A 23,668-nucleotide genomic window follows, 5' to 3' on the forward strand; every position below is an offset into this window, starting at 1 on the left:
GGGTGTGCCTTGTCAGCGTCCCAGGAGCCGGTTGGCGCGTCGGCGCGCCCCGGGCTGGATGTCGACGCGATCCAGGTCACGGAGAACGGTGCCGCCTCGCCCGACGTGGACCCCGCGGAGTGCCGGGCGTTCGTATTGGACGAGGGCATGGTCCGCGCGGCGCTGGAGGAAGGTGAATCCATTGGTCGGGACGACTACCTGCACCGGCTGCCCTGGTCGCCATGTCTGGTCCGGGGGCGGCTGGTGCTGACGGATGGCAGGCAGGGCACCTGGACCGTTCGCCAGTACGGGACCGGCTCGGTCCTGTTCGATGACGGGGCGGAGTGGTTCTTCTGGTGCCGGACGTGCACGTCGTCGCCGTTCGTGGCAGTGGAGTAGGGGCTCTTTCCTGGCAGCCAGTGCCGACGTAGCCGCAATGTGTATCACCAAGCGATAGAGTGACGCCCATGACCAGGGCGCAAAGCACTAGCCGCATCCTCGATGAAGCCCATGAGACCGCGCAGGATTTCCATGCCGCCGGCTTCATCGATGCACGGCGTATGCGGGCGTTCGATGCGCTTTGTCTTGGGCCCATCGCGGAGTGGCCCCCCGAGCGCATCCGCGAGCTGCGCTCCCGCCACCAGTTGAGCCAAGTGGTATTCGCCAGCGTGCTCAACACCAGCGCTTCCACGGTGCGCCAATGGGAGATCGGTGCCAAGCGGCCCAGCGGCCCGTCGCTCAAGCTGCTGGACCTGATTGATCGGAAGGGGCTGGAGGTGTTGCTGTAGACATCGCCCCGCTTGGAGTCCCGTCACGCTCGGCGCGGCCGCACTCGCCGATCTGCGTCATCATTGCGACAGGCGGCCGGGGAAGGCCGTTCGAGACGAATGCTGAAGGGGGCAAGCAATGGGACGAATCAAGGGGTCACGCATCTTCGCCGGCGTGCTGGTGCTGTTGGTGGGGCTTCCGGCGCTTGCGTATGCAGGCTTGGTGGTCATCAACTGGAACGACGAGGCGCCCTCCGCCGAAGCCAGGCAGCTGGCCGCCATCTACCGCGACCGACCGGCCGTGGCCGACGCCGACAACGGCCTTGTCCACCTGCAGGCGCTGGCGGAGGAGGCCGGTGCCGGCTATAGGGCCGCGCGCAGCGCGGAGGTCGCCGCGCTCGTCGATGCGTGCTCGGAAGCCGCGGCGTGTGCGGAAAAGCTGGACGCCGATCCGGAGGCGTTTGGACAGTGGCTCCAGACGGAACTGGGGTTGCTTGACGGGTATCGCAGGATGCTCGCGGCGACCGGCTGGAGCGAGGAAGTGCCGGAGGACCCCGTCGCGCGCTTGCCTTCCTACCAGCCGGCGATGGACGCGCAGAAGCTGCATTTGCTGGATGCGCGGCGGCTCGCGCTCGCTGGCGATGCCGTCGCGGCGCGCGATCTGCTGGACCGGGACCTGGTGTTCTGGCGCGGGGTGATGGCGTCCTCGGACATGCTGCTTACCAAGATGGTGGCGGTGGCCGCGGCCGAGCGGAACTTCGAGTTCGGGAACCTGGCGCTGGCCGGGTTGCCACCCGAACAGATAGCCCAGGCGGTGCCGCCGTCCTGGCGCGCCCCGCTCACCGTGGCCGAGCGTTCACTGTTCCGTGCGTTTGGCGGCGAGTGGCGGTTCACGGTGGGTGCGATGCAGCAGATCCACGCCGGAATGCAGGACGAGGACCAGGGACGCCCGGGCGGCCGGCTGTCGCGTCCCCTGTTGCAGGAGCAGGCCACGCTCAACCTCGCCGCCGCGAGCATGGTGCGACTGGGCCGGTTGTCGGAGCTGCCCCACGCGGAACTGGGTCCGGCGCTCGCGCTCCTGGGCGAGGAACCCGCGCCGCCGGCTTTCCGGCTCTACAACCCGGTGGGCAGCATCCTGCAGTCGCTCGCGCCTGCGAGCCTGTATTCGCACTACATCGCCCGTGTGAGCGATCTGGAGGGCCACCGGCGCGCCGCGCTGTTGGTCGCCGGTCTGCGGGGAGGCGGCATCGGCGTGGACGAGGCGGCTGCCGCCGTGCGGGATTCTCCGCTGCGCAATCCCTACGACGGCAGTGCGCTGGAGTGGGATGCCGCCAGCCGCTCGGTCGTGTTCAACGGACTGGAAGCCGGCGAGCGCGGGCGGCACGCAGTGCTGCTGTAGTCCGGCGCCCTTGGCGCGCTATTGTCCAGGCTGGCCGGGCGTCCGGTCGATCGAGGGATTTGACATGCGACTGCTTGCCGCCGCCCCCTGTCCGCTGCCGCGCTGGGCAGTCATTGCGACGGCGCTACTCGCAACGGCCTGCACCACTGGAGGCAATCCCGCGGACACCACGGGCAGGGCGCCTGCATCCCAGCCAGCAAATGCCACTGGCACGACGGTGGGCGGCGACGGCTCGGCCATCGAGCTCCTGCCCCTCACCGACTCGGACGTCGAGGCCGCCTCGCTCGCAGGCGAGCTGGCCTGCAGCTTCTCCGTCGATTCCGGCGGGGCGCTGTTGCTGGCGAAGGGCAACGTCGCCTCCGACGACGCCAGCCGCGGGGTGGTGAACGTTGCCGGTTACGTCGAACCGGTTGCGGCGCCGGGCGGATTCGGCGCCATGCTGCGCGGTACGCGTTTCTCCGGTGCCGGCAAGGTGATCCTGGTCGAACTGACCGGTCCCACTATCGGGGGTGGCGAGTCCCCGCCCAACCCGGCGACGCTCACCTACCAGCGCGCCGATGGGGCAGAAAGGATGTTCGCCGGCCAGTGGCAGTGCGGTCCCTGAGAGTTCTGGCGTGCACCGGGCTGCGCCACGCGCCGCGCACGGTATGGCGCAGCTGGGGTAGCCTTCCGTCCCGACTGCAGGGTTGAACCATGAGAGCCACCGTCGTCGGTCTGGTGACGCCGCACCTGCTGCGCGTCGTCGACCTCGCCAATGAAGCCGAGAAGGGCATCAACGTGGACTGGCACGTGCGCGACGCCGTGGGCAGGACGATGGCCGAGCTGCGCGACCAGTACAACGCGGCGGACCTGGTGGCGTCGTACGTGGACGGCCTTGAGAACGTGGCGGTCCAGGCGCCGCGGTTCCGCACGGAGTACATCCGCGCCCTCCGGACTGCGGCCGACCTCGCGCGCCGTCTAGGGCGGGAGTGAGCATGGCCCCTGACCCCGGTTGCGTCCGCGTCCGCGGCGCGCGCGAGCACAACCTCAAGGACGTCGACCTGGACGTGCCGCGCGACCGGCTGGTGGTGTTCTCCGGCGTGTCCGGTTCGGGCAAGTCGTCGCTGGCATTCGGGACGCTCTACGCCGAGGCGCAGCGCCGCTATTTCGAATCGGTGGCCCCGTACGCGCGGCGGCTGATCGACCAGGCCGGCGTGCCGGATGTCGATTCGATTGAAGGCCTGCCGCCGGCCATCGCCCTGCAACAGCAGCGCGGGGCCAGCAATGCGCGCTCCAGCGTCGGCAGCGTGACCACGCTGTCGAGCCTGGTGCGGATGATGTATTCCCGCGCTGGCGCGTACCCGGCCGACCAGCCGATGCTGTACGCCGAGGATTTCTCGCCCAACACCCCGCAGGGCGCGTGCCCGCGCTGCCACGGGCTCGGCCACGTGTACGAGGTGACCGAGGCGCTGATGGTGCCGGACCCGTCGCTGAGCATCCGCGAGAAGGCGATCGCCTCGTGGCCGCCGGCGTGGCACGGGCAGAACCTGCGCGACATCCTGGTCACGCTCGGCTTTGATGTCGACAAGCCCTGGAAGGACCTGCCGAAGAAGGACCGCGACTGGATCCTGTTCACCGAGGAAACGCCGACCGCGCCGGTGTATGCCGGCTTCACCCCGGCCGAAACCCGCGCCGCGCTCGAGCGCAAGGCCGAGCCCAGCTACATGGGCACCTACACCGGCGCGCGCCGCTACGTGCTGCACACGTTCGCCAACACCCAGAGCGCGCTGATGAAGAAGCGGGTGTCGCGCTTCCTGGAGGGCCGGCCGTGCCCGGAGTGCGACGGCAAGCGGCTCAAGCGCGAGGCGCTGTCGGTGACGTTTGCCGGGATCGACATCGGGGAGTTGTCGCGCCTGCCGCTCGATCGGGTGGTGGAACTGTTGCAGCCGGCCGCGGAGGGGACGTTCCCCCGCACCCCGGCGATGTCCGAGGAGAAGCGCCTCGCCGCGCAGCGCCTGGCCGAAGGCGTCGTGGCCCGCCTGCACACGCTGCAGGCGCTCGGGCTGGGCTACCTGTCGCTGGAGCGCAGCACGCCGACGCTGTCGCCGGGCGAGCTGCAGCGCCTGCGGCTGGCCACGCAGCTGCAATCACAGCTGTTCGGCGTGGTCTACGTGCTGGACGAGCCGTCCGCCGGCCTGCACCCGGCGGACAGCCAGGCGCTGTACGACGCGCTGGAGCAGCTGCGCGACGCCGGCAATTCGGTGTTCGTGGTCGAGCACGACCTGGAGCTGATGCGCCGCGCGCAGTGGCTGGTCGACGTCGGTCCAGACGCCGGCGAGCGGGGCGGGGAGGTGCTGTACAGCGGACCGCCGGACGGACTGGCGGGCGTCGAGCAATCGCGCACGGCGCAGTACCTGTTCGGCACCACGCCGGCACCGGACAGCCGTGAGCGCACGCCATCCGGCTGGCTCGAGCTACGGGGGCTGCACCGCCACAATCTGAACGGGCTGAACGCGCGCATCCCCCTGGGCGTGCTGACCGCGGTCACCGGCATCTCCGGCTCGGGCAAGTCCAGCCTGATCGCGCAGGCGCTGGCCGAACTGGTCCGCCTGCACCTGGGCCACGAGCCCGAGGACAGCGACGACGAAACCCCTGACGCGCCATCCGCCATCGAGCGCACGCGCGGGCACCTGGCCGGGGATGTCGATGCCGTGCAACGCCTGGTGCAGGTCGACCAGAAGCCGATCGGCCGCACGCCGCGTTCCAACCTGGCCACCTACACCGGCTTGTTCGACCACGTGCGCAAGCTGTTCGCCGCCACGCCCGAGGCACGCCGCCGTCGCTTCGACGCCGGGCGCTTTTCGTTCAACGTGGCCAAGGGCCGCTGCGAAACCTGCGAAGGCGAGGGCGCGGTCAGCGTCGAGCTGCTGTTCATGCCCAGCGTCCACGCCCCATGCCCGACCTGCCATGGCGCCCGCTACAACGAGGCCACGCTGCAGGTCCGGTGGAACGGCCACAACATCGCCGAGGTGCTGGGGATGACGGTCGAGCAGGCCGGCGGGTTCTTCAGCGAGCAGGCCGCCATCGCCCGCCCGCTGCACCTGCTGCGTGAGATCGGCCTGGGCTACCTGCGCCTGGGCCAGCCCGCCACCGAGCTGTCCGGCGGTGAGGCCCAGCGCATCAAGCTGGCCACCGAGCTGCAGCGCAGCCAGCGTGGCCGCAGCCTGTACGTGCTCGACGAGCCCACCACCGGCCTGCATCCCGCCGACGTCGACCGCCTGATGGCGCAACTGCACCGACTGGTCGAGACCGGCAATACCGTGGTGGTGATCGAACACGAGATGCGCGTGGTCGCCCAGGCTGACTGGGTGATCGACATGGGGCCGGGTGCAGGCGAGCGGGGTGGGCGGATCGTGGCCGAGGGGCGGCCGCGCGAGGTGGCGAAGGTGCGGGGCAGCCGGACGGCGGGGTATCTGGCGGCGGCGTTGGGCGATTGGCGGCGGTAGCCCAAGGACCTCCTTCCGGTCTCACGAAGCGCCCATCCCCATTCCTGCACCCTGTCCGGCCCGGCGGCGTTGTGCCGCGAGTCCACAGGAGAGCCGGAATGAGCAAGAAACTCGAAAACAGGACCGTCGCTATCCTCGCCACCGACGGCGTGGAGCAGGTCGAGCTGACCGAGCCGCGGAAGGCGGTGGAAGACGCCGGCGCCACCGTGCGCCTGCTGTCGATCAAGGACGGCGAGATCCAGGCCATGAACCACGACAAGCCCGGCGACAGGCTGAAAGTGGACGGCCTGGTGGCCGACGCGCGCGTGGATGACTACGACGCGCTGATCCTGCCGGGTGGCGTGGCGAACCCCGACACCCTGCGCACCGATGAGGCCGCGGTCGGCTTCGTGCGTGAGTTCGCGCGCAGCGGCAAGCCCATTGGCGTCATCTGCCATGGCCCGTGGGTGATGATCGAGGCCGACGTGGTGCGCGGCCGGCGCATGACCTCCTGGCCCAGCGTGCGCACCGACCTGCGCAATGCCGGCGCCGAGGTGGTCGATGAAGAGGTGGTGACCGACAAGGGTCTGGTCTCCAGCCGCAAGCCCGGCGACCTGCCGGCCTTCTGCCGCAAGATCGTCGAGGAGTTCGCGGAAGGGCGGCACGCGCCCCGTGGCTGATCCGCTTTCAGTGCAAGGGTCGTTGTCGCAGCAGTTCCTCGATTTCGTGGGTGCGGGCGGGTTTCCCTGTGTAGGGGCCAAGGCTGCGCTGGGCAAGGATGCGATCGAAGTCCATCAGTTCGCCCCCTTCGGGGAGCGCGGCAACGACGCACCGTTGCATGACCGTCTGCGTGCGTTCGCGACGAAGGTGGCGGCCACTGGCCAGGAAGGCCGGGTGATGCATTCCTTTGTCGCCCTGTTCGACGGGCCGCACGATACTGGCGAGCAGCGCTTCGAGGGCCTGCTGTGGGCGCAGCTGCAGCGCCTGCACGCGCTGGACCTGCGGCGCGGAATTCCGTGGGCGGAGGACGTCAGCCGCGACCCGGACGACCCGCGGTTCAGCATGAGCGTGGCGGGCCATCCGTTCTTCGTGATCGGCCTGCATCCGGGCGCGTCACGCGTCGCGCGGCGGTTCGCGGTGCCGGCACTGGTGTTCAACCCGCATCGCCAGTTCGAGCGCTTGCGGGCCGATGGGCGCTACGGGAAGATGCAGGCCGCCACCCGGGGCCGTGATGTCGCGCTGCAGGGGTCGATCAATCCCAACCTGGCGGATTTCGGCGCCGCCAGCGAGGCCCGGCAGTACAGTGGCCGCGCGGTGGAACCCGGCTGGAAGTGCCCGTTGAAGGTGGGCAGGACAGGATGAGCATGGAAACACCGGCGAACCTCGGAGCCACTCCGGTGGCGACCACTGAACGCATTCCCCCCTGCTCCGGCCGTGCCATCGAGCTGGAGACCGGGGACGAGCTGGTGGTGATCGATCCGATGGGCCAGCAGGTCAGCGACCTGACCGCCTTCGCCCGCGACGACCTGGTCGAATACCTCTCCTCGGGCCGCTCGATCGACTACGCCTCCAAGCTGTGGCTGGGCACCGGCGACACGCTGTACTCCAACCGCAGCCGGCCGATGTTCACCATCCTCGAGGACACCTGCGGACGGCACGATTTCACCCTGACCCCGTGCTCGAAACGGATGTTCGAGATCCTCTACGGCGAGGCCGAGGGCCGCCCCGGCTGCGAGGGCAACCTGGCCACGGCGCTGGCACCCTACGGGATCACCACCGACCGGGTGCCGGTGGCCTTCAACATCTTCATGAACGTCGCCGTGGACGGGCAGACCGGAGCGATCGCCGTGCTGCCGCCGCTCAGCCGGCCCGGGGACTTCATCCGCCTGCGCGCCGAGATGCCGCTGGTGGTGGCGATGACTGCCTGCTCGGCCGGGCAGTCCAACAATTTCAGCTACAAGCCGATCGACTTCCGGGTGGAGCGGGGCGGCGGCCGCTAGACAGGCGGCCAGTGCGCGGGCCGGGCAGGGCCCGGGCCAATAAAAGAAGGTCCAGTGGCGACAGTGGTGGCTGCCGCCTGCTGGACCTTCGCGTCGGGAACGGTTCGCGCCGGACCTCAGCCCTTTGCTTGTGTTCCCGACAGTCAGGAGGCTACGGCCGCCGCTGTTGCAACCGCGTCAAGAATCCGTTGCCCCTGCGTCACGTCCCGTGCCTGGGTCCCCACCAGGTGGCCGAACAGGTCCTTCGGATCGGCCATCACCGGCACGATGTCGGTCTTGCTGCCCAGCTTGAGCTCGCTGGCCAGGTCGCGCACCAGCCGCAGCGCGGAATAATCCTCCAGCGCGAACCCGACCGAGTCGAAGATGGTGACCTCGTCGTTGCCGGTACGTCCCCGTGCCTCGCCGGCGACCACGCGCCAGAACTCGGTCACCTGGAAGTCCGCGGCCATGTGCTGCAGCTCGCCCTCGATCCGGCTCTGCGGCTCGAACTCCACATACGTCCTGGTGTTGGGCGCGGTGAGGATCGCCGGGTCCAGCTCGGTCTTGCCCGGGCAGTCGCCGCCGACGGCGTTGATGTGCATGCCCGGCTCGACCATGCCGGCGGTCAGGATGGTGGCGTTCTTCTTGTCGGCGGTCACCGTGGTGACGATGTCGGCGCCGCGTACGGCCGCGGCGGTATCGGCGGCGCGGACGACGCGCAGCTCCGGCGCGGCGCCGGCGAGATTGGCGGCCAGCTTGTCGGTCGCGGCCGGGTCGACGTCGTACAGGCGCACTTCCGCAATGCCCAGCATGTGGTGGAAGGCCAGCGCCTGGAACTCGCTCTGCGCGCCGTTGCCGATCAGCGCCATCACCTTCGAGTCCTTACGCGCGAGTCGCTTCGCGGCCATGATCGAGGTCGCGGCGGTGCGGATCGCGGTGGTCATGGTCAGTTCGCTGAGCACGGTCGGCATGCCGGTTTCGACGTCGGCGAGCGCGCCGAACGCCATCACCGTCGACAGGCCGTGCCGGTAGTTGCCCGGGTGGCCGTTGACGAACTTGAAGCTGTACTCCCTGTCGTCGGCGACCGGCATCAGCTCGATCACGCCCACGTCCGAATGGGCGGCGGTGCGGGCGGTCTTGTCGAAATCGTTCCAGCGGGCGAAGTCGGCCTCGAGATAGTCCACCAGGCGCGAGAACATCCGCGGCAGGCCATGGGTGGCAACGATCCTGGCGACATCGTGGGTGGTCAGCAGTGTGGTCATTCGGGCTCCTGTCCGGTTGGCGGCGCGTCGGCACCGGGGTACGTCGTCCATTGTCCGGGCTGGCGCGTCAGTGCGAAATGGCAGGAATGCGGGCTTTTCGCAACCAACGTGGCAAAGTGGCAGTCAATGTTGACGGAATGACCATGGACGACCTCGACCACCGCCTGATCGCCAGACTCCGCCACGATGCCCGGGCGCCGGTTGCCGGTCTTGCGCAGGCACTTGGCGTCTCCCGCGGGACGGTGACCAACCGCATGGCGAAGCTGGAACGCGAAGGCGTGATCACCGGCTACACCGTGCGCCTGCGGCCGGACGCGGCGCCCGACGAGATCCATGCCTGGACCAGCATCGCGGTAAGCGGCACCCAGCACTCCGTCATCCGTGCGCTGCTGGGCGAGCCCGGCGTTGCCGAGCTGCATGACACCAACGGCCGCTGGGACCTTGTCGCCGAACTGCGTGTCGGTGACCTGGCCGAGCTGTCCAGGGCACTGGAGCGCATCCGCGGGATCCCCGGCATCAGCGGCAGCGAGACCAGCGTGCACCTGCAGACGTTCCGGGGCTGAGCCGGGGCCTTCCGGCCGGTCCTTGGCGCGGCCGCGACTCACGTCGCTCCAACGGGTCGGGCAGGACCATGGCTTCCCGGCAGCGCTGCTGCCCCACGGAGGACTCCCATGACGCCATCCGTCCCCCCGGTCCACGACCCGCGCGACGTGCCCGGCGCGGTGCCGCACCCGGCCCGCGACCCCATTCCCGACCAGCCGCGGGATCCGGTCCCCGACCGTCCCGTCGATCCCGTTCCCGACCAGCCGGTCGACCCCACCGTGCCGCCGCCGCTGCGCGAGCCCGAAGAGCCGCCGCACCCGGAGCACTGATCCTGGCTGCCGTTGTGCACTCAAGAGGTAAGCGAGAGGTCACCCCCGCCGCGCCGCCTCGATCGCGGCGATGTCGATCTTGCGCATGGTCATCATCGCGTCGAAGGCGCGCTTGGCCGCGGCGGGATCGGGGTCGGTGTAGGCCTCGGTCAGTGCGCGCGGGGTGATCTGCCAACTCAGGCCCCACTTGTCCTTGCACCAGCCGCACTCGCTCTCCTGGCCGCCGTTGCCGACGATCGCGTCCCACAGGCGGTCGGTTTCGGCTTGGTCGTCGGTCGCGACCTGGAACGAGAACGCCTCGGTATGCGGGAACGCCGGGCCGCCGTTGAGGCCGAGGCAGGGAATGCCGAGCACGGTGAACTCGACCGTCAGCACGTCGCCCTCCTGGCCCGAGGGGTACTCGCCCGGGGCGCGGTGGATGGCTTTCACTTCGCTGTCGGGGAAGGTTTCGGCGTAGAAGGTGGCGGCCTCGAGCGCGGTTCCGTCGTACCAGAGGCAGATCGTGTTCTTCGGGATCATCGTCGTTCTCCTCGCGGGTGGGCTCGCCCAGTCTGATGTCTGGAGGGCAGGGAAATCGACATGCGTGGCAGCGGTCAGGCGCTGGACCGCCGTCGCTGGCACCATGCGTCTATTCACGTGCTGGCGCAGGCGCGCCGGCAACAGAACTGGCATTTCGAGGAGAATCCGATGTCCGATGCATTGGCACTGGCCGATCAGTTGGTGCTCGTCACCGGGGGCGCACGTGGGCTGGGCACGGCGATCAGCCGGGCGTTCCTGCGCGAGGGCGCGCGGGTGGTGGTCAACTACCACCGCAGCAGCGAAGCCGCGCAGGCGATCCAGCAGCAGGCCGGCGCCGACCGGGTGCTGGCGCTGCAGGCGGACGTGACCGATCCGGACGCGGTGGGCGCGATGCTGGCCACGGCGCAGGCGCGCTTCGGCACCGCGGTGACCACGGTGGTCAACAACGCGCTGATCGACTTCGCTTTCGACGGCGACGCCCGACCGCAGGGCGAGGCGATCGGCTGGGAGCGCTTCGAGCGCCAGTTCGAGGGCAGCGTGCGCGGTGCGCTGAACACCCTGAAGGCAGCGGTCCCGGGCATGCGCGCGCTGGGTTATGGCCGCGTAATCAACATCGGGACCAACCTGGTGCAGAACCCGGTGGTGCCGTACCACGACTACACTGCTTCCAAGGCCGCGCTGCTGTCGCTGACCCGCACCATGGCCGCCGACCTCGGTCCCGACGGCATCACCGTCAACATGGTGTCCGGTGGCCTGCTGCGCACGACCGATGCGAGTGCGGCCACGCCGGACGCGGTGTTCGAGCTGATCGCCCAGTCCACCCCGTTGCGCCGGGTGACCACGCCGGAGGAGTTCGCCGACGCGATCGTGTTCTTCGCCTCGCCGTGGGCGCGCGCGATCACCGGGCAGAACCTGGTGGTGGACGGGGGATTGGTGAAGGACTGAGAAAACGGGCCCGGTCCGTATCGACGTCAATATCCGCTGCGCTACGATGCCGGAATGGCCAGCCTGCTTGACCAGATCAGGGAATCCCTCGTCGTCTTCACCCGGCTACGGACCCCGCCGGCGCTGATTGGCGGACTCGCGCTTGCCGCGCACGATGTCGTGCGCGCCACGCGCGATGTCGACTTCCTCGTGGATGCCGGCGACGCCGACCGGCTGCACGAACTCCTGCTGGAGCTGGGATATCGCTGCATCCATCGCAGCGCGGACGCCGCCAACTACCTGCGCGGCGAGGAAGGTCTCGACCTGTTGTATGCGCACCGTCCCATCGCCCGGCATTTGTTGGCGGCCGCCGATGAGCGGGACACGCCGATGGGGCGATTGCGGGTGATCAGTGCCGAGGGCCTGGTTGCATTCAAGCTCCAGGGATACGTCAACGACCCGACGCGCACCCGCGACCTGGACGACATCCGGGCCCTGATGCGCGCCCATCACCAGACCCTCGACCACGAGGCGCTGAGGGAGTATTTCCGCCTGTTCGAACGGGAGGGACTGCTTGAAGAGCTCATCGACGAAGCCCGGAGCTGATCGCGCCCCCGTCGTCCTGGTGGGCGAGGGCGGCGTGGAGCGCATGCCGGCGCCGGCGGACCCGATCCAGGCGTGGCTCGACCTGATGCAGGTGGTGGAAATGCTGCGCCCGCCGGGTGGTCGGCGCCCACCGGTGCCGACCCGCGGCCGGTTCCTGCTATAGCCGTGCCGGCCTAGCGCTGGTCCAGCTCGTAATGGATCAGCACCACGCACTGCGAGGCGAACAGCATCGTCTTGCCCAGGGCGATCCGTTTCGCGCCCAGGCGCTCGAGGCTGTGGAAGGTTTTCTTCGGCATCGGGATGTGGTCGGTCAGCAGGAAGCAGGGGTTGCCCCCGAACTCCTGCCCGCGGATCGGCGTGCCTTTCCGGTCCATCACGAACAGCTGGTGGTCCTCGGCTAGTTGCTGCACCAGCCGCTCGAAGCTGATGGTGCGCACGGTGACGCCGGATTCCACGGGGCGCGTCTCCTCCTTGCCCATTCCGCGGGAGGCGTCCAGCGCCGCGGCGATCTTGCCCAGCAGCGCCTGCTCGTTGAAGCCGCCGATGTCGTGCATGGCGTTGGCATCGAAGCGGATCGTGCGCGAGAAGTCCCGGGTGCTTTCCAGGACCAGGTGGACCACCACGTCGGGGCGGTGCGACTGCGCCACGAAGATCGCGTTCATCAGCGTGTGGGCGAGGATCTCCGCATGGGCGTCCGTGCCGACCGACGCCAGCAGCCTGGCGCTGTCGGTGGGTGCCGCCCGTGCCCTCAGTACGAAGGTTCGCATGGCGTCATTGTCTCCGGGCCTCAGAAGCGCTCGCCGACGGGAAGATAGCGCCAGGTACCGACCGGCATCTTCGCCAGCGGCACCTTGCCGATGCGGATGCGCCGGATCGCCACGACGTCCAGGCCGACCTGCGCGCACACGTGGCGCAGCTGCCCGGCTTGCACGCCCTTGAGGGCGAAGCGCAGGCGGAACTCGTTCTGCCAGCTCACCTTGCACCGTGGCAGCACGCGACCGTCGTACTCCAGGCCGTGGTTGAGCCGGGCCAGGCCATAGGGCGCGATCTCGCCGCGGGTCTCGACCACGTATTCCTGTTCGATCTCCGCCAGGTCCTCGGTCAGCCGGCGCCACGCGCGGCCGTCCTGGGTCAGCACCATCAGGCCGCTGGCCTCGGCGTCGAGCGGCACCAGCGGGGTCAGGCGATGGAAGTGGCGCTGCAGCAGGTGCACGCCCGACGGGTCTTCGGACCAGCGCGTCGCCGGTTCCACCAGGTCGGCCGCGGGCTGCGGGCCACCGACGGCGTCGTAGCCAACGGGCTTGTGCAGCAGCATCGTGGCCGGCTCGGAAACGCGTCTTGCCGGTCGAACGGGATCGGACATGGATCGGTGCCGCGGAAGCAGGGCACGCAGTGTAGCGGGCGCGCCGCCGGTAGACTGCGCCGCATCCCCAGCCGCATGTTGGATCCGATGATCAACAACGACGTCCTGCGCAGCATCCGCTACATGCTCGACCTGAGCCACCAGAAACTGGTCGAAATCGCCGCCCTGGCCGATCCCGCGTTCGCCCTCGACAAGGACGACGTGCGTGCCATGTTGCTGAAGGAGGACGAACCGGGCCATCTCGCCTGCAGCGAGGAGGTGCTGGCGCATGTGCTCGACGGGCTGATCGTCCACTTGCGTGGGCGCGAAGAGGGCAAGCCGCCGCGGCCGGTCGAGAAGCGCATCAGCAACAACGTGGTGCTGAAGAAGCTGCGGGTGGCGTTCGAACTCACGGACGCGGACATGCACCAGATCTTTGCCGATGCGGGATTCCCGGTGACCAAGCCGGAGTTGTCGGCGTTGTTCCGCCAGGCCGGGCACCGGAACTTCCGTCCCTGCGGCGACCAGTTGCTGCGCAATTTCCTCAAGGGGCTGACATTGCGCGTGCGCGGCGGCTAGTCGGCGCCCGGCCGTGCAAACCTAGTCCTCGTCCTGTGCCTCGCGCCCCTGCTGGCGGATCAGTGCCAGTTCGCGCGCGTCGTTGATTGCCTCGCGCACGCTGTCCAGGTCGACGGCGCGCTCGTCGAAGACGAATTGACCGGTCAGTTCGGTGTCGGGTTGCAGTTCGCCTGCCTCGAACAGTGCCCACATCTCCTCGCCGTACCAGGTGTCGAGCAGCTCCGGCGCCCAGCGCCCGAGGCTTGCGGTGAGGTTGTTGACGTCGCGCAGCAGCATGGTGCGCGCGGCGTTGTTGCCGGCGGCATTCACCACCTGCGGGAAGTCGATGATGACCGGGCCGTCGGGGCCCACCAGGACGTTGTAGGCGGACAGGTCGCCATGGATCAGGCCGCAGCACAGCATCCGCACCACCTCGCGCACCAGCACGCGGTGGAACCCGCGCGCCTGTCCGGCCGTGAGTTCCACCTCGCCCAGGCGCGGGGCGGAGAAACCTTCGGCATCGGTGACCAGCTCCATCACCAGCACGCCGTGGAAGAAGCCGTGGGGCTCGGGCACGCGCACGCCCGCCCCGCGCAGCTGGTACAGCGCGTCGACCTCGGCGTTCTTCCACTCGGCCTCCTGTTGCCGGCGGCCGTAGCGGCTGCCGGTGGCCACGGCCCGGGCCTCGCGGCTGCCCCTCGACTTGCGGCCTTCCTGGTACTGGACGCGCTTCTGGAAGCTGCGCTGCGCCATGTCCTTGTAGACCTTCGCGCAGCGCACCTGGTCGCCGGCGCGAACCACGTACACCGCGGCTTCCTTCCCGCTCTTGAGCGGACGTAACACTTCATCGATGACGCCTTCTTCGATCAGCGTCAGCAGGCTTGCAGGAGTTTTCACGGGGTCCCGGAAATGGGTCGCGCGGGCAGGGCCCCGCGACGGGCGTACAGTTTGGACGAAAGTGAGGGGGCATTGCGCGTCCGGCTTCAACCCGACGTGCCGTTCTACCGCTGGGTAACGCCACTCAAGATCACGGCGAGGCGGCCGTTCTGTAAGGGTGGGATGGATTCGGCCGTGTGTCGGGTAGACGCGCGGGGATAGTCCAGCAAGGAACCAGAATGCCGGGGATCCGGCGAGCGCTGCAGGGGGCCAGATGTCGACCGAGTTCAGTGAGGCTGCTGGAAAGTCCAGCGAAACCAATCCGCTGCGGATCTCCAACTGTTTCCACCTGGCGGTGGGAGCGGCAAACATCCTGGCGGGTGGAGTGGTCGCATTCCTGATCGCGCGCCAGGTGGAGGAAGACGGGGTGGGTGTCCTGCCACTGCTGGCCGTGGCGGCCATCCTGCTGGTGGTGGGCTTGCACCAGACCGCACAAGCGTGGCGGGACGACAAATTCAAGTTCCATCCCGATCACATCGGCGGATTTGCCGTCCCGGAGAAGTTCAACACCAACGGCCGGGCCAACGAAGCCGGATACGTGGTCGAAGTGCTGAACGATGGGGTGCAGCCGCCGCCTACGCCCGACAACGCGTTGCTGAAGAAGCTCTACAGCTGGCTGCCAAAGCTCGAGCTGGCGCCCCAGGTGATCCGCTGGCACGCGGAAACGCAGGTGCTGCGGATCGTGAACCTCACCGTCGCGGTGCTGGGCCTGCTGTTGATGTGGGTATTTTCCAGGCCGGACGTGTTCGCGCTGCTCGTGCCCTTTTACCTGCTCCTGGCCATCGACCCTGCCGCCGTGTGGCGCAATGCCTGGCGCGGCAGGGGAGGCGACCAGCAGCTGGACCGCCCGAAGGCTCCCACGCCGGCGAAGACCGTGGGGATCCTGCTGCTGTCCATCTTCGTACCGATCCTGCTGGGCATGCTGCCGGCCGAGGCATTGCCGCGTTTGCCCGTCACCACGAGTTCCATCGTCATCCCCACCGTCTGTGCGATGGCGGCCATGCTGGTGGCGAGCGCGCTGTTCGTGCTGTCCCTGCGGGCACAGACACGCGATCTCAGCACCTCCGGGGTGGGCCACCTGATCCGGAAGGATGTGGAGGTGGCGGTTGGCAGCGGCTTGATCGGCAGCCTGGAAGGTGACCTGCCGTATCCCCGCAAGCAGCTGGCGCACACCGATGACTGGCACCGTGGCGGGGAGTTCGGTGGCTCGCTCCTGGTCGAGGCCGAGCAGGAGGTGAACGCGATCGGCAATCACGGCAGCGCGCTGGGCGCCATCGCCCGGGCTTGGAATGACAAGGAACAGTGGCCCCTGGTCGGGCTGGGAGGCCTCGGGGTGGCGATGGGGCTGGCGGGCACGATGCTCGCCGTCCTGTTCACGCTGGCCCCCTCGCTGACCACGGGCCTGGTCGCGCTGGCACTGTTTTCGGCGTCCCAGTTTGCGCTGCTGGCCGCACGCGGGCTGTGGAACCGCGTCGACTTCCGTTCCACCATCTACCGCATCAGGTACGGCGGCAACTGCAGCACTGGCCAACGGGTGGCCGGGAATTCAGTGACCGGGCCAGGCAGCCTGTCGGAAACCACGGTACGCGTGGACCACGTCAAATTCGCGGTGTGTGTGGCCCGCCTGCAGAGTGTTGCGTTCGCCCGCGGCGGGTCACGCTACATCCAGAGCGTGGATCTCCGGCTTGACGAATGCGAGGTGCAGTACCAGCGCATCCACGACCATTACGCCAACGTGATGCGGCGGAAAGGTATGGCGTACCGCGAGGAGCATCTGGTGCGTTCACTGGTGCAGGGCGAGCAGCTTCCGAAGTTGCCCGATGGCGGAGCGCAGGAGGCGTCCCGGGCGCAGCTGCTGGAAACGGTTGCAAAGGGCACCACTCAGTAGAAGGCGCGGTTACGCCAGGCGAACGCGGTATCCCGCGAGGCGAGGATCCACCTCGCAGGTAAGCTGCCCCCGTGAGTGCAGCATCACGCCCCACCCGCGACGGCATACCCGCCAGCCGGATCCAGCTTCCACCCGGCCCCTGGGCGACGGTGCTGGAAGCCTTGTGCGCGCGTTTTCCAATGGTGGACTCCGCCACCTGGGAGAGCCGTTTCGCGCGGGAGCGGGTGCTGGATGCAGGCGGCCGCCCGCTCGATGCCAGCGCTCCGTACCGCTCTGGCGCGGAAATCCACTACTTCCGTGAAGTCCCGGACGAGCCCCGGGTCCCCTTCACCGAGACCGTCGTGCACGCCGACGAGCACCTGGTGGTTGCCGACAAGCCGCACTTCCTGCCCGTCGCGCCGACCGGTGCCTGGGTCCGCGAAACACTGCTGACCCGCCTGGTCCAGCGCCTCGACAACCCGGCGTTGGTGCCGCTGCACCGGATCGATCGCGAAACCGCGGGGCTGGTGCTGTTCTCGGCCAACCCTGGCAGCCGCTCGCGTTACCAGGCGCTGTTCCGCGAACGGCGCATCCGCAAGGAATACCTCGCCGTCGCGCCGCCGTTGCCACGCCTCGTGTTTCCGCATGTGCACCGCAGCCGGCTGGAGCGTGGCGATCCGTTCTTCCGCATGCGCGAGGTACCGGGCGAGGCCAACAGCGAGACGGTGGTCGACGTGGCCGAGCGTGGCGACGGGGCCTGGTGCTACCGCCTGGAGCCGGTGACCGGGCGCAAGCACCAGTTGCGCGTGCACATGGCGGCGCTGGGAGCGCCGATCCTCCACGACCGCTTCTATCCGGCGCTGCGGGACCCGGGCCCGGACGATCCGACGCGATCGCTGCAGCTGTTCGCCAGTTCGCTTGCCTTTGATGACCCGCTCACCGGCGAGCCGCGGCGCTTTGCGAGCGCCCTGGCGGATGCATGGATCGGACGGCGGCCCCTCATATGACGGCCAGCGGCAGCATCAGCTCGCTGCAGCCGGCTGCCTGGGTGCGGCGCAGCGCGGAAAGGACCTCGCCATAGGCCTGCGTGGCCGCCTCCACGATGGAGTGGCCACTGAGCAGGCCGGCGGCAATGGACGCGGTGAACAGGTCGCCCGTGCCCTTGGGTGCAAGGGGAAGGCGAGGGTGGGCCAGCACGTCCACGCCCGATCGGGTGATCACCACGATCTTCATCTCGTCATCCGCGCAGCCCGCCGGCGCGGCGCTGGTGACGGCGACCCATTGCGTGTGCCCGACCAGCAGGCTGCGTGCGGCCTCCACCACCTCGTCGATGCTGTCGACCGGCATGCCGGTAAGTTGCGCGAGCTCGAAGCCGTTGGGCGTCAGCCCGGTGGCGCGGCCGGCCAGGCGCTCGCGATAGGTCTGCACCAGCGAAGGGTCGACATAGACCCCGTGGTCGTGGTCGCCCATGACCGGGTCGATGATGAGCAACGGCTGCGCGGGGCGGGCCTGCCCGCGCTCCCACCAGTCCAGCAGTGCGTCGAACTGGGCGTGGCTGCCCAGGTAACCGACCACCACCGCCCGCAGCCGGGTCAGGGCATCGCGGGCCACCAGGTCGTCCAGGTAGCCCGCGAACCAGTCAGCCGGAATCGCCCCGCCGTGGATCGACGGATAATGCGGCGTGTTGCTGAGCACCACCGTCGGCACCGCGGCCACGCTCAGCCCGAGGCGCTGCAGCAGGGGCACCGTGATGGTGTTGCCTACGCTTCCGTAGACCACCTGCGACATGATCGACAGTACGTCGATGTGCAGGGGACCGGCAGCGTTGTCAGTGGGTGTGTTCATGGGGCAATGATTGCAGCACCCCCACGGAACGGCCACCTCTTGCTGCTGGCGGGTCCACGACGGGCCGCGGCCCGGGGGACCCGCCCGCGGGCTCAGGTCACCTTCTTGAATACGGTCATGCCGAGCAGGAACAGCACCACGGCAATGATGATGGCCGCCCAGAACAGGAACTTGGCGATGCCGAAGGCGCCACCGGCGATACCGCCGAAGCCGAGGATGCCGGCAATGATGCCGATGGCGGCAAAGATGAGGGCCCACTTGATCATGTCGGTCGTTCTCCATTGGGGATCAGCCCGGACCGTATCCGGGGGTTGGTCGCTTCGGCGTGACGTAGCGGGCGTGGGGCGCGGTCCCGGCCGTCGGCACACGGAAGGCTAAAGGCCCGGCCGTTGCGGCCGTTACCGGAAAAACCTCCGTACATGCCTCTGTTCCGGCAGGGCAAGGAAACCGCGATGCAGTTGAACACGATGGCTGTCGGGCAACGACTCGCGCTAGGCTTCGGCGCGGTCCTGGCCCTCATGGTGGTGCTCACCATGGTGGGAGTGGGGCAGGTGCGCAACATCGATCGCGCGCTGACCACCATGGGCAAGGTCAACAGCGTCAAGCAGCGATACGCGATCAACTTCCGCGGAAGCGTGCATGACCGCTCGATCGCGTTGCGCGATGTCGTCCTGGCCGAGGACCAGGCAACCGTCGACGGGAACAACGCGCTGATCGACCGGCTCGCCGCCGATTACCTGGCTTCGGCCGGCCCGCTGTACGCGATGGTCGACGATCCGGCGAACACCGATGCCGAGGAGAAGCGCATCCTGCAGACGATCCGAGGGATCGAGGAGCACACCCTGGCGCTGGTCGAGCGCACGCGCGAACTGCGGGCACGGGGTGAGGTCGACGCCGCACGCGCTCTGGTGCTGGGGGAGGCTGCCCCGGCATTCGTCACCTGGCTGGCCCGCATCAATGAACTGATCGACCTGGAGGAAGCCAAGAACCACGAGCTGGCCGCAACCGCCGGCGCGGGTGCCAGTGAGTTCGCGTGGCTGATGCTGGTGCTGTGTGCGGTCGCGCTGGCGTTGGGCGGAGTCCTGGGCTGGCGGATCAGCCGCAGCGTGGCCAAACCCCTGCGAAAGGCACTCGAGGTCGTCCGGCGGGTTGGCGCTGGTGACCTGGGAAGCCGGATCCATCCCAGGGGCAACGATGAAACGGCGAAACTGCTGTCGGCGATGGCCCGGATGCAGCAGCAACTGGTGGAGTTCTGCGATGCACAGCGCGAGATCGCAGCACGCCACGAGGACGGCCAGATCAGCCACCGGATGCGGGAGGACTTCCCCGGCGTGTACGGCGCCATGGCAACCGACATCAACGAACTGGTCGGTTCGCACATCGACCTGAAAATGCGGCTTGCGGAAATGCTGGCGCGCTACGGAACCGGTGACTTCACCGCCATCCTGGAGCCGCTGCCGGGCGAGAAGGCGCGGTTGAACGAGGTGATGGAGACCGCACGCGACAACCTCACGGCCATCAGCACCGAGATCAAGCACCTGTCCTCGGCTGCCGCGGCGGGCGATTTCAGCGCCCGTGGCGACGCTCACCGCTTCGAGGCCGGTTTCCGCGAGATGGTCTCCGACCTCAACCATCTGATGACCACGGCCGAGGACAACCTCGCTGCGGTTTCGGCTGTATTCGGCGCGCTTGCGCGGGGCGACCTGACAGTGCGCATGGACGCCGGCCATCCCGGCGTGTTCGGGCAGATCGGCAGGAACGCGAGCGGGACCGGAGAGCGCCTGGCCGAGATCGTGCGCGACATCCAGGCCGCGGTGGGCTCGATCCAGCTGGCATCGTCGGAAATCGCCGCAGGCAATGCCGACCTGTCACGCCGTACCGAGCAGCAGGCGGCCAGTCTCGAGGAGACCAGCACGCTCATGGGCGAGCTGACCGACAAGGTCCGGCGCAATGCCGAGCACGCGCACCAGGCGAACGAACTGGCGCGCGACGCGGTCCAGGCAGCCACTGATGGTGGTGAGGTGGTGCAGGAGGTGGTCGCGACCATGGATGCGATCAGCGGTTCCGCCCACCGGATCGCGGACATCATCGGAGTCATCGACGGGATTGCCTTCCAGACCAACATCCTGGCGCTCAATGCCTCGGTCGAGGCGGCGCGGGCCGGCGAACAGGGCAGGGGATTCGCCGTGGTCGCCTCGGAGGTGCGCGAGCTGGCCCAACGTTCGGCGGGCGCGGCCCGCGACATCAAGGCATTGATCGGCGAATCGGTACGCAACGTCGAAGCCGGTTCGGAGCGGGTGTCGCGCGCCGGCGAGACCATGGCGCGCCTGGTGGGAGCGGTACACGGGGTTACCGGGATCATGGGTGAAATCACTGCCGCTTCGGCACAGCAGCACGCCGGCATCGAACAGGTCGGCGAACGCGTGCAGCGCCTGGAGGAGGTCACCCGTCAGAATGCTTCATTGGTCGAGGAAGCCGGTGCTGCCGCGAATGGACTTGCCGGGCAGGCAACCGGGCTGGCGCGGGCGGTCGAGGTGTTCCGGATCGACGGCGGCACGGCCAGCCACCCGGCGTTGTTGGAGAGTGCCGTCGGGTGAGCCGGTCGCGCACCGCTTCCCGCTTACATAAGCCGCGGCGGCCCGTCGGCAAGCGTGCGGGCGATCTGCCGGCGCTCGCGCCGCGAACGGATCTGCCGCGCCGCGTAGGTTTGCGGGCGCAGCGCCGGCTCCCCGTCGTCGCCCCGCACGAGGTCGAAGCGGCGCCTGGCCGCGACCGGCAGGTCCTCGGAGCCGTAGACGGCGATGACCTGGATCTCCAGCGTGCGCAGCTCGGCGATCGCCTGCGGGTCACCTTCCTCGTTCGAGATCGTCTTCCGGGCGTGGTCGATGATCGCCTTCATCGTGCCCATGTCGCGGATCTGGGCGCTTGCGAGCGGGCCCTGCCGGGTCCACAGCCGCAGGTCGGACGGCCCGCTCCAGTCCTCGCCATCGAGCTCGGTGACCGGGCAGGTCACAACGCCCCCGGGTCCCTCCAGGATGGCGACGAGGGCGTGGATGTAGATGGGCTCCGCGCTCATGTTGGTCACCAGACAGTGGGCGTCCAGGCCGCGGTTCTGGCCCACGTTGATGAGGATCGTCGGCTTGCGCTGGCGCCGGAAGCCGGCGAGGAAGACCTGCAGGTAGGTGATCCACACGACCAGCATCCCGACGTTGACGAGGAGCGTGATCAGTTGCCGGTGCTCGATGAGCCAGCTCATGTGGTCCTCCGGTTGCGGGTTCCGGGCTTCAGGTATGGACGCCGGCCAGCCGCTCCTCGATCCGCTCCACGGTGACGTCCAGCTGCCGGTGCAGCAGATCGGTGAGCTGCAGGGAGCACGCCTCCATCTGCTCGACCAGTACCCGGTCCTCGTCGGAGAGGGTGGGCGAGGTCCGCAGCAGGTATAGCGAGGTCACGATGGGTTGGAAGATGTTGCGGATGTCGCGTTCGGTCTCGCCGAGCAGCTCCTGGCGGAAATCGGCGTCGCGCAGGCGGGCGCGCGCCGCGTCGAGGTCGTCGACGAGTTCCAGTTGCAGGCCGATCATCTCGGCGAAGAGCTGCAGCGACTTCACCACCGCAAGGTCCTCGACTTCCGCCGGACGGCTGTCGATCGCGCACAGGGTGCCGAAGAAATCGCCGGTGCGGCGGAAGATCGGCACCGAGATGTAGCTCTCCAGGCCGTAGATGCGGGGGGTGTGGTGCTGCGAGTAGACCGGGTGCGTGCTCGCGCGGTCGAACGCCACGGGCATGTGGTGCTGGCGGACCTCGTTGCACAGGGTGGTCTCAAGCTCCAGCTCGTCGCCCGGTACCAGGCCGAAGCCGGATTCGTCGAGGACCGCGCAGGCGGTCCAGCGGGTATCGGTTACCCGGGCCACGGCGCAGAAACGCATGCCGGTGATCTGCGCGACGGCCGAGAGTATCCGCGGTATCGCATCGATCCGCTGGATGTGGGCCACGTCCGGGTTCACTGCGCTTGGCTCGTGCATGGCTTCCGGACGGTTCGGGCGGGGGGACCCACGATATACCGGTCTGCGGCCGGCCGCCTCTGGTGCTCAGGCGGACGCCAGGCGGCCAAGGAACACCAGCAGCGTGGCCACCGCCAGCATCACGAAGTAGATGTTGCCGATGACCAGGTACTTGAGTCCGGTCAGCCACCACGACTGCCGGTAGACGCGCTTCTGCATCAACAGCAGGTAGACCGGCATCCAGACCAGCACGGCCGCCAGTGCAAGGTCCAGCGCGATGCCTGCCGCACCTGCGCCGAACCAGCCGTCCAGCGCGGAGATCACGAAGGCCAGCAACAGCATGAGCAGCAGGAACACGTGGCTGTACAACGCCACCACCAGGTGTTCGAGGTACAGCCGGCCCGTGAACAGGTAGGCGATCTTCAGCAGCAGTGCGAATACCGGCACCAGCAGGAACAGCGCCGATGGCGCCGCCGACATAATTCCCTGCAGCCAGGCGTCGGTATCCGCGACATCCATTGACTGCATGTTCTTCTCGAGGTTGCCGATCCTGCGGTTCAGCCAGTCGTTGGCGAACCCCGGCCACCAGCCGATCACCAGCGGGTTCTCCTTCGCGTCCCATTCGCCCCGGTGGCCGAACAGGTTGATCCGCAGCCTTGGCCGGTCGGACGCGGCCGACGGGTTCCCGGCCGCGTCCGTGGCCGGGCTGCCGGTCAGCTCGACCACCCGGTTGGCTGCGGCGCCGCGGATCCGCGCCTCGGCCGCGATGAGGGTGGGATCGACTCCCGGCGTGTTGCCGGCATCCGCGCGTGCCTGCTGGATCCCGGCGACCGCCTGGTCGCGGAGAAGCTCGACTTCTTCGACGGTGGTGGCCGCGTTGATTCCGTCCAGGCCGTCGACCCTGAGGGCGTCCTCCCCGAGATGCACCGAGGCGGCCCCGACGAAGAACGTGAGCACGCTCAGCACCACGAACAGGCGCAGTGGCGCGATATAGCGGGCGCGGTGGCCGGCCAGGTAGTTGATCGCCACCCGTCCCGGCGACGACAGGTCGCGCAGGGTGCGGAACAGCCGCCCGTCCAGGTGCCAGAACGCCTCGAAGAATTCCTCGACCGCATGGCCGATGTGCCGGATCGGGTCGTGCACGGATTGCCCGCAGACGTGGCAGTACTCGCCCTGCAGCGCGGTCGCGCAGTTCTCGCACTGGACCGGCGCGCGATGGGTCCTGCTGGCTTGCTCACTCACGCTGGTGGTTCCCCGGGGCCACGATGGGCGGCCGCTACGATAACGGGCAGCCACGGCCCGGCGCCAGCGTCCGGATGGCGGTACCGTAGGTTCCTTGCCGACGCGA

General features: G+C 68.7%; 26 protein-coding genes and 1 pseudogene. 17 read left to right on the forward strand and 10 right to left on the reverse strand.

The genetic code is table 11. The annotated features are described in order from the left end of the window. Positions 1 to 9 precede the first annotated feature (9 nt). The 9 genes from LY625_RS09790 to LY625_RS09830 all read left to right on the forward strand — a co-directional run bounded on the left by LY625_RS09790 (position 10) and on the right by LY625_RS09830 (position 7,609). A complete protein-coding gene (locus LY625_RS09790) occupies positions 10 to 378 on the forward strand; it encodes a hypothetical protein (RefSeq protein ID WP_233740019.1) in 369 nt (122 codons plus the stop codon). Between the two features lie 68 nt (positions 379 to 446). Beyond that, on the forward strand, positions 447 to 767 hold the full coding sequence (locus LY625_RS09795) for a helix-turn-helix domain-containing protein (RefSeq protein ID WP_233740020.1): 321 nt from the start codon (positions 447 to 449) through the stop codon (positions 765 to 767). Positions 768 to 885: 118 nt separating this feature from the next. After that, a complete protein-coding gene (locus LY625_RS09800; RefSeq protein WP_233740021.1) occupies positions 886 to 2,145 on the forward strand; it encodes a hypothetical protein in 1,260 nt (419 codons plus the stop codon). Between the two features lie 64 nt (positions 2,146 to 2,209). After that, the gene (locus LY625_RS09805) at positions 2,210 to 2,749 is read left to right on the forward strand and encodes a hypothetical protein (protein WP_233740022.1); all 540 of its coding nucleotides are present in this window, start codon (positions 2,210 to 2,212) and stop codon (positions 2,747 to 2,749) included. 89 nt (positions 2,750 to 2,838) lie between these two features. Then, on the forward strand, positions 2,839 to 3,117 hold the full coding sequence (locus LY625_RS09810; RefSeq protein WP_233740023.1) for a hypothetical protein: 279 nt from the start codon (positions 2,839 to 2,841) through the stop codon (positions 3,115 to 3,117). Between the two features lie 2 nt (positions 3,118 to 3,119). After that, the gene (uvrA, locus tag LY625_RS09815) at positions 3,120 to 5,630 is read left to right on the forward strand and encodes an excinuclease ABC subunit UvrA (protein ID WP_233740024.1); all 2,511 of its coding nucleotides are present in this window, start codon (positions 3,120 to 3,122) and stop codon (positions 5,628 to 5,630) included. A 98-nt stretch (positions 5,631 to 5,728) separates the two neighbouring features. Next, complete coding sequence (locus LY625_RS09820; RefSeq protein ID WP_233740025.1) at positions 5,729 to 6,289, forward strand: type 1 glutamine amidotransferase domain-containing protein; 561 nt, start codon at positions 5,729 to 5,731, stop codon at positions 6,287 to 6,289. A 10-nt stretch (positions 6,290 to 6,299) separates the two neighbouring features. Then, positions 6,300 to 6,971 carry a guanitoxin biosynthesis heme-dependent pre-guanitoxin N-hydroxylase GntA gene (gene gntA / locus LY625_RS09825; RefSeq protein ID WP_343223480.1) on the forward strand — a complete coding sequence of 224 codons (672 nt, stop codon included), beginning with the start codon at positions 6,300 to 6,302 and terminating at the stop codon, positions 6,969 to 6,971. A gap of 35 nt (positions 6,972 to 7,006) precedes the next feature. Next, a complete protein-coding gene (locus LY625_RS09830; RefSeq protein WP_233740027.1) occupies positions 7,007 to 7,609 on the forward strand; it encodes an urea carboxylase-associated family protein in 603 nt (200 codons plus the stop codon). A gap of 143 nt (positions 7,610 to 7,752) precedes the next feature. Here LY625_RS09830 and LY625_RS09835 read toward each other — a convergent pair whose 3' ends face one another. Then, positions 7,753 to 8,850 carry an ornithine cyclodeaminase gene (locus tag LY625_RS09835; RefSeq protein ID WP_233740028.1) on the reverse strand — a complete coding sequence of 366 codons (1,098 nt, stop codon included), beginning with the start codon at positions 8,848 to 8,850 and terminating at the stop codon, positions 7,753 to 7,755. Between the two features lie 143 nt (positions 8,851 to 8,993). Between LY625_RS09835 and LY625_RS09840 the strand changes: the two genes are divergently transcribed. Then, on the forward strand, positions 8,994 to 9,413 hold the full coding sequence (locus LY625_RS09840) for an Lrp/AsnC family transcriptional regulator (protein WP_233740029.1): 420 nt from the start codon (positions 8,994 to 8,996) through the stop codon (positions 9,411 to 9,413). Between the two features lie 108 nt (positions 9,414 to 9,521). After that, positions 9,522 to 9,722 (forward strand): hypothetical protein, encoded by a 201-nt coding sequence (locus tag LY625_RS09845; protein ID WP_233740030.1) that lies wholly within the window; start codon positions 9,522 to 9,524, stop codon positions 9,720 to 9,722. A 39-nt stretch (positions 9,723 to 9,761) separates the two neighbouring features. On the opposite strand, the gene LY625_RS09850 is transcribed toward LY625_RS09845, so the two are convergent. Next, positions 9,762 to 10,241: a VOC family protein gene (locus LY625_RS09850; protein WP_233740031.1), complete on the reverse strand. Its 480-nt coding sequence runs from the start codon at positions 10,239 to 10,241 to the stop codon at positions 9,762 to 9,764. Positions 10,242 to 10,409: 168 nt separating this feature from the next. On the opposite strand from LY625_RS09850, the gene LY625_RS09855 reads away from it, so the two are divergent. After that, complete coding sequence (locus tag LY625_RS09855) at positions 10,410 to 11,186, forward strand: 3-oxoacyl-ACP reductase (protein WP_233740104.1); 777 nt, start codon at positions 10,410 to 10,412, stop codon at positions 11,184 to 11,186. Positions 11,187 to 11,240: 54 nt separating this feature from the next. Then, entirely contained in the window at positions 11,241 to 11,771 is a 531-nt protein-coding gene (locus tag LY625_RS09860; RefSeq protein ID WP_233740032.1) for a nucleotidyltransferase family protein, read from the forward strand. Positions 11,772 to 11,944: 173 nt separating this feature from the next. On the opposite strand, the gene trmY is transcribed toward LY625_RS09860, so the two are convergent. Together trmY and LY625_RS09870 are read right to left on the reverse strand one after the other, a co-directional pair. Beyond that, on the reverse strand, positions 11,945 to 12,538 hold the full coding sequence (gene trmY / locus LY625_RS09865) for a tRNA (pseudouridine(54)-N(1))-methyltransferase TrmY (protein WP_233740033.1): 594 nt from the start codon (positions 12,536 to 12,538) through the stop codon (positions 11,945 to 11,947). A 20-nt stretch (positions 12,539 to 12,558) separates the two neighbouring features. Then, positions 12,559 to 13,101 (reverse strand): annotated as a pseudogene (locus tag LY625_RS09870) (pseudouridine synthase); the annotation flags it as partial. Between the two features lie 120 nt (positions 13,102 to 13,221). On the opposite strand from LY625_RS09870, the gene LY625_RS09875 reads away from it, so the two are divergent. Then, positions 13,222 to 13,692, forward strand: coding sequence for a DUF1456 family protein (locus tag LY625_RS09875; RefSeq protein ID WP_233740034.1), 471 nt, complete (start codon positions 13,222 to 13,224; stop codon positions 13,690 to 13,692). A gap of 21 nt (positions 13,693 to 13,713) precedes the next feature. Here LY625_RS09875 and LY625_RS09880 read toward each other — a convergent pair whose 3' ends face one another. Then, positions 13,714 to 14,568, reverse strand: coding sequence for a PA4780 family RIO1-like protein kinase (locus LY625_RS09880; protein WP_233740035.1), 855 nt, complete (start codon positions 14,566 to 14,568; stop codon positions 13,714 to 13,716). 253 nt (positions 14,569 to 14,821) lie between these two features. Here LY625_RS09880 and LY625_RS09885 point away from each other — a divergent pair, with 253 nt between their 5' ends. Both LY625_RS09885 and LY625_RS09890 read left to right on the forward strand, forming a co-directional pair. After that, on the forward strand, positions 14,822 to 16,495 hold the full coding sequence (locus LY625_RS09885) for a hypothetical protein (protein WP_233740036.1): 1,674 nt from the start codon (positions 14,822 to 14,824) through the stop codon (positions 16,493 to 16,495). Between the two features lie 71 nt (positions 16,496 to 16,566). Then, positions 16,567 to 17,481, forward strand: coding sequence for a pseudouridine synthase (locus LY625_RS09890; RefSeq protein ID WP_233740037.1), 915 nt, complete (start codon positions 16,567 to 16,569; stop codon positions 17,479 to 17,481). On the opposite strand, the gene pdxK is transcribed toward LY625_RS09890, so the two are convergent. Both pdxK and LY625_RS09900 read right to left on the reverse strand, forming a co-directional pair. Then, a complete protein-coding gene (gene pdxK, locus LY625_RS09895; RefSeq protein ID WP_233740038.1) occupies positions 17,474 to 18,319 on the reverse strand; it encodes a pyridoxine/pyridoxal/pyridoxamine kinase in 846 nt (281 codons plus the stop codon). The two genes, LY625_RS09890 and pdxK, sit on opposite strands and share 8 nt — an antisense overlap. Before the next feature lie 92 nt (positions 18,320 to 18,411). Further along, positions 18,412 to 18,585 (reverse strand): DUF1328 family protein, encoded by a 174-nt coding sequence (locus LY625_RS09900; RefSeq protein WP_233740039.1) that lies wholly within the window; start codon positions 18,583 to 18,585, stop codon positions 18,412 to 18,414. Positions 18,586 to 18,738: 153 nt separating this feature from the next. On the opposite strand from LY625_RS09900, the gene LY625_RS09905 reads away from it, so the two are divergent. After that, a complete protein-coding gene (locus tag LY625_RS09905; protein ID WP_233740040.1) occupies positions 18,739 to 20,916 on the forward strand; it encodes a methyl-accepting chemotaxis protein in 2,178 nt (725 codons plus the stop codon). A 23-nt stretch (positions 20,917 to 20,939) separates the two neighbouring features. On the opposite strand, the gene LY625_RS09910 is transcribed toward LY625_RS09905, so the two are convergent. From LY625_RS09910 to LY625_RS09920, 3 genes are all read right to left on the reverse strand, one after another. Beyond that, the gene (locus LY625_RS09910; protein ID WP_233740041.1) at positions 20,940 to 21,575 is read right to left on the reverse strand and encodes a hypothetical protein; all 636 of its coding nucleotides are present in this window, start codon (positions 21,573 to 21,575) and stop codon (positions 20,940 to 20,942) included. A gap of 28 nt (positions 21,576 to 21,603) precedes the next feature. Next, positions 21,604 to 22,341, reverse strand: a complete 738-nt coding sequence (locus LY625_RS09915; RefSeq protein WP_233740042.1) for a GAF domain-containing protein — start codon at positions 22,339 to 22,341, stop codon at positions 21,604 to 21,606. A gap of 66 nt (positions 22,342 to 22,407) precedes the next feature. After that, complete coding sequence (locus LY625_RS09920) at positions 22,408 to 23,562, reverse strand: DUF3667 domain-containing protein (protein ID WP_233740043.1); 1,155 nt, start codon at positions 23,560 to 23,562, stop codon at positions 22,408 to 22,410. Positions 23,563 to 23,668 lie beyond the last annotated feature (106 nt).

The organism is Lysobacter sp. GX 14042 (genome assembly GCF_021390425.1).
Classification (GTDB): domain Bacteria; phylum Pseudomonadota; class Gammaproteobacteria; order Xanthomonadales; family Xanthomonadaceae; genus Novilysobacter.

What these genes read in the sequence shown, in the direction of transcription:
- LY625_RS09795 (WP_233740020.1), top strand. Translation starts at nt 447, where the DNA reads ATGACCAGGGCGCAAAGCACTAGCCGCATCCTCGATGAAGCCCATGAG.
- LY625_RS09800 (WP_233740021.1), top strand. Translation starts at nt 886, where the DNA reads ATGGGACGAATCAAGGGGTCACGCATCTTCGCCGGCGTGCTGGTGCTG.
- LY625_RS09805 (WP_233740022.1), top strand. Translation starts at nt 2,210, where the DNA reads ATGCGACTGCTTGCCGCCGCCCCCTGTCCGCTGCCGCGCTGGGCAGTC.
- LY625_RS09810 (WP_233740023.1), top strand. Translation starts at nt 2,839, where the DNA reads ATGAGAGCCACCGTCGTCGGTCTGGTGACGCCGCACCTGCTGCGCGTC.
- uvrA (WP_233740024.1), top strand. Translation starts at nt 3,120, where the DNA reads ATGGCCCCTGACCCCGGTTGCGTCCGCGTCCGCGGCGCGCGCGAGCAC.
- LY625_RS09820 (WP_233740025.1), top strand. Translation starts at nt 5,729, where the DNA reads ATGAGCAAGAAACTCGAAAACAGGACCGTCGCTATCCTCGCCACCGAC.
- LY625_RS09835 (WP_233740028.1), bottom strand. Translation starts at nt 8,850, where the DNA reads ATGACCACACTGCTGACCACCCACGATGTCGCCAGGATCGTTGCCACC.
- LY625_RS09840 (WP_233740029.1), top strand. Translation starts at nt 8,994, where the DNA reads ATGGACGACCTCGACCACCGCCTGATCGCCAGACTCCGCCACGATGCC.
- LY625_RS09845 (WP_233740030.1), top strand. Translation starts at nt 9,522, where the DNA reads ATGACGCCATCCGTCCCCCCGGTCCACGACCCGCGCGACGTGCCCGGC.
- LY625_RS09850 (WP_233740031.1), bottom strand. Translation starts at nt 10,241, where the DNA reads ATGATCCCGAAGAACACGATCTGCCTCTGGTACGACGGAACCGCGCTC.
- LY625_RS09855 (WP_233740104.1), top strand. Translation starts at nt 10,410, where the DNA reads ATGTCCGATGCATTGGCACTGGCCGATCAGTTGGTGCTCGTCACCGGG.
- LY625_RS09860 (WP_233740032.1), top strand. Translation starts at nt 11,241, where the DNA reads ATGGCCAGCCTGCTTGACCAGATCAGGGAATCCCTCGTCGTCTTCACC.
- trmY (WP_233740033.1), bottom strand. Translation starts at nt 12,538, where the DNA reads ATGCGAACCTTCGTACTGAGGGCACGGGCGGCACCCACCGACAGCGCC.
- LY625_RS09875 (WP_233740034.1), top strand. Translation starts at nt 13,222, where the DNA reads ATGATCAACAACGACGTCCTGCGCAGCATCCGCTACATGCTCGACCTG.
- LY625_RS09885 (WP_233740036.1), top strand. Translation starts at nt 14,822, where the DNA reads ATGTCGACCGAGTTCAGTGAGGCTGCTGGAAAGTCCAGCGAAACCAAT.
- pdxK (WP_233740038.1), bottom strand. Translation starts at nt 18,319, where the DNA reads ATGAACACACCCACTGACAACGCTGCCGGTCCCCTGCACATCGACGTA.
- LY625_RS09900 (WP_233740039.1), bottom strand. Translation starts at nt 18,585, where the DNA reads ATGATCAAGTGGGCCCTCATCTTTGCCGCCATCGGCATCATTGCCGGC.
- LY625_RS09905 (WP_233740040.1), top strand. Translation starts at nt 18,739, where the DNA reads ATGCCTCTGTTCCGGCAGGGCAAGGAAACCGCGATGCAGTTGAACACG.
- LY625_RS09910 (WP_233740041.1), bottom strand. Translation starts at nt 21,575, where the DNA reads ATGAGCTGGCTCATCGAGCACCGGCAACTGATCACGCTCCTCGTCAAC.
- LY625_RS09915 (WP_233740042.1), bottom strand. Translation starts at nt 22,341, where the DNA reads ATGCACGAGCCAAGCGCAGTGAACCCGGACGTGGCCCACATCCAGCGG.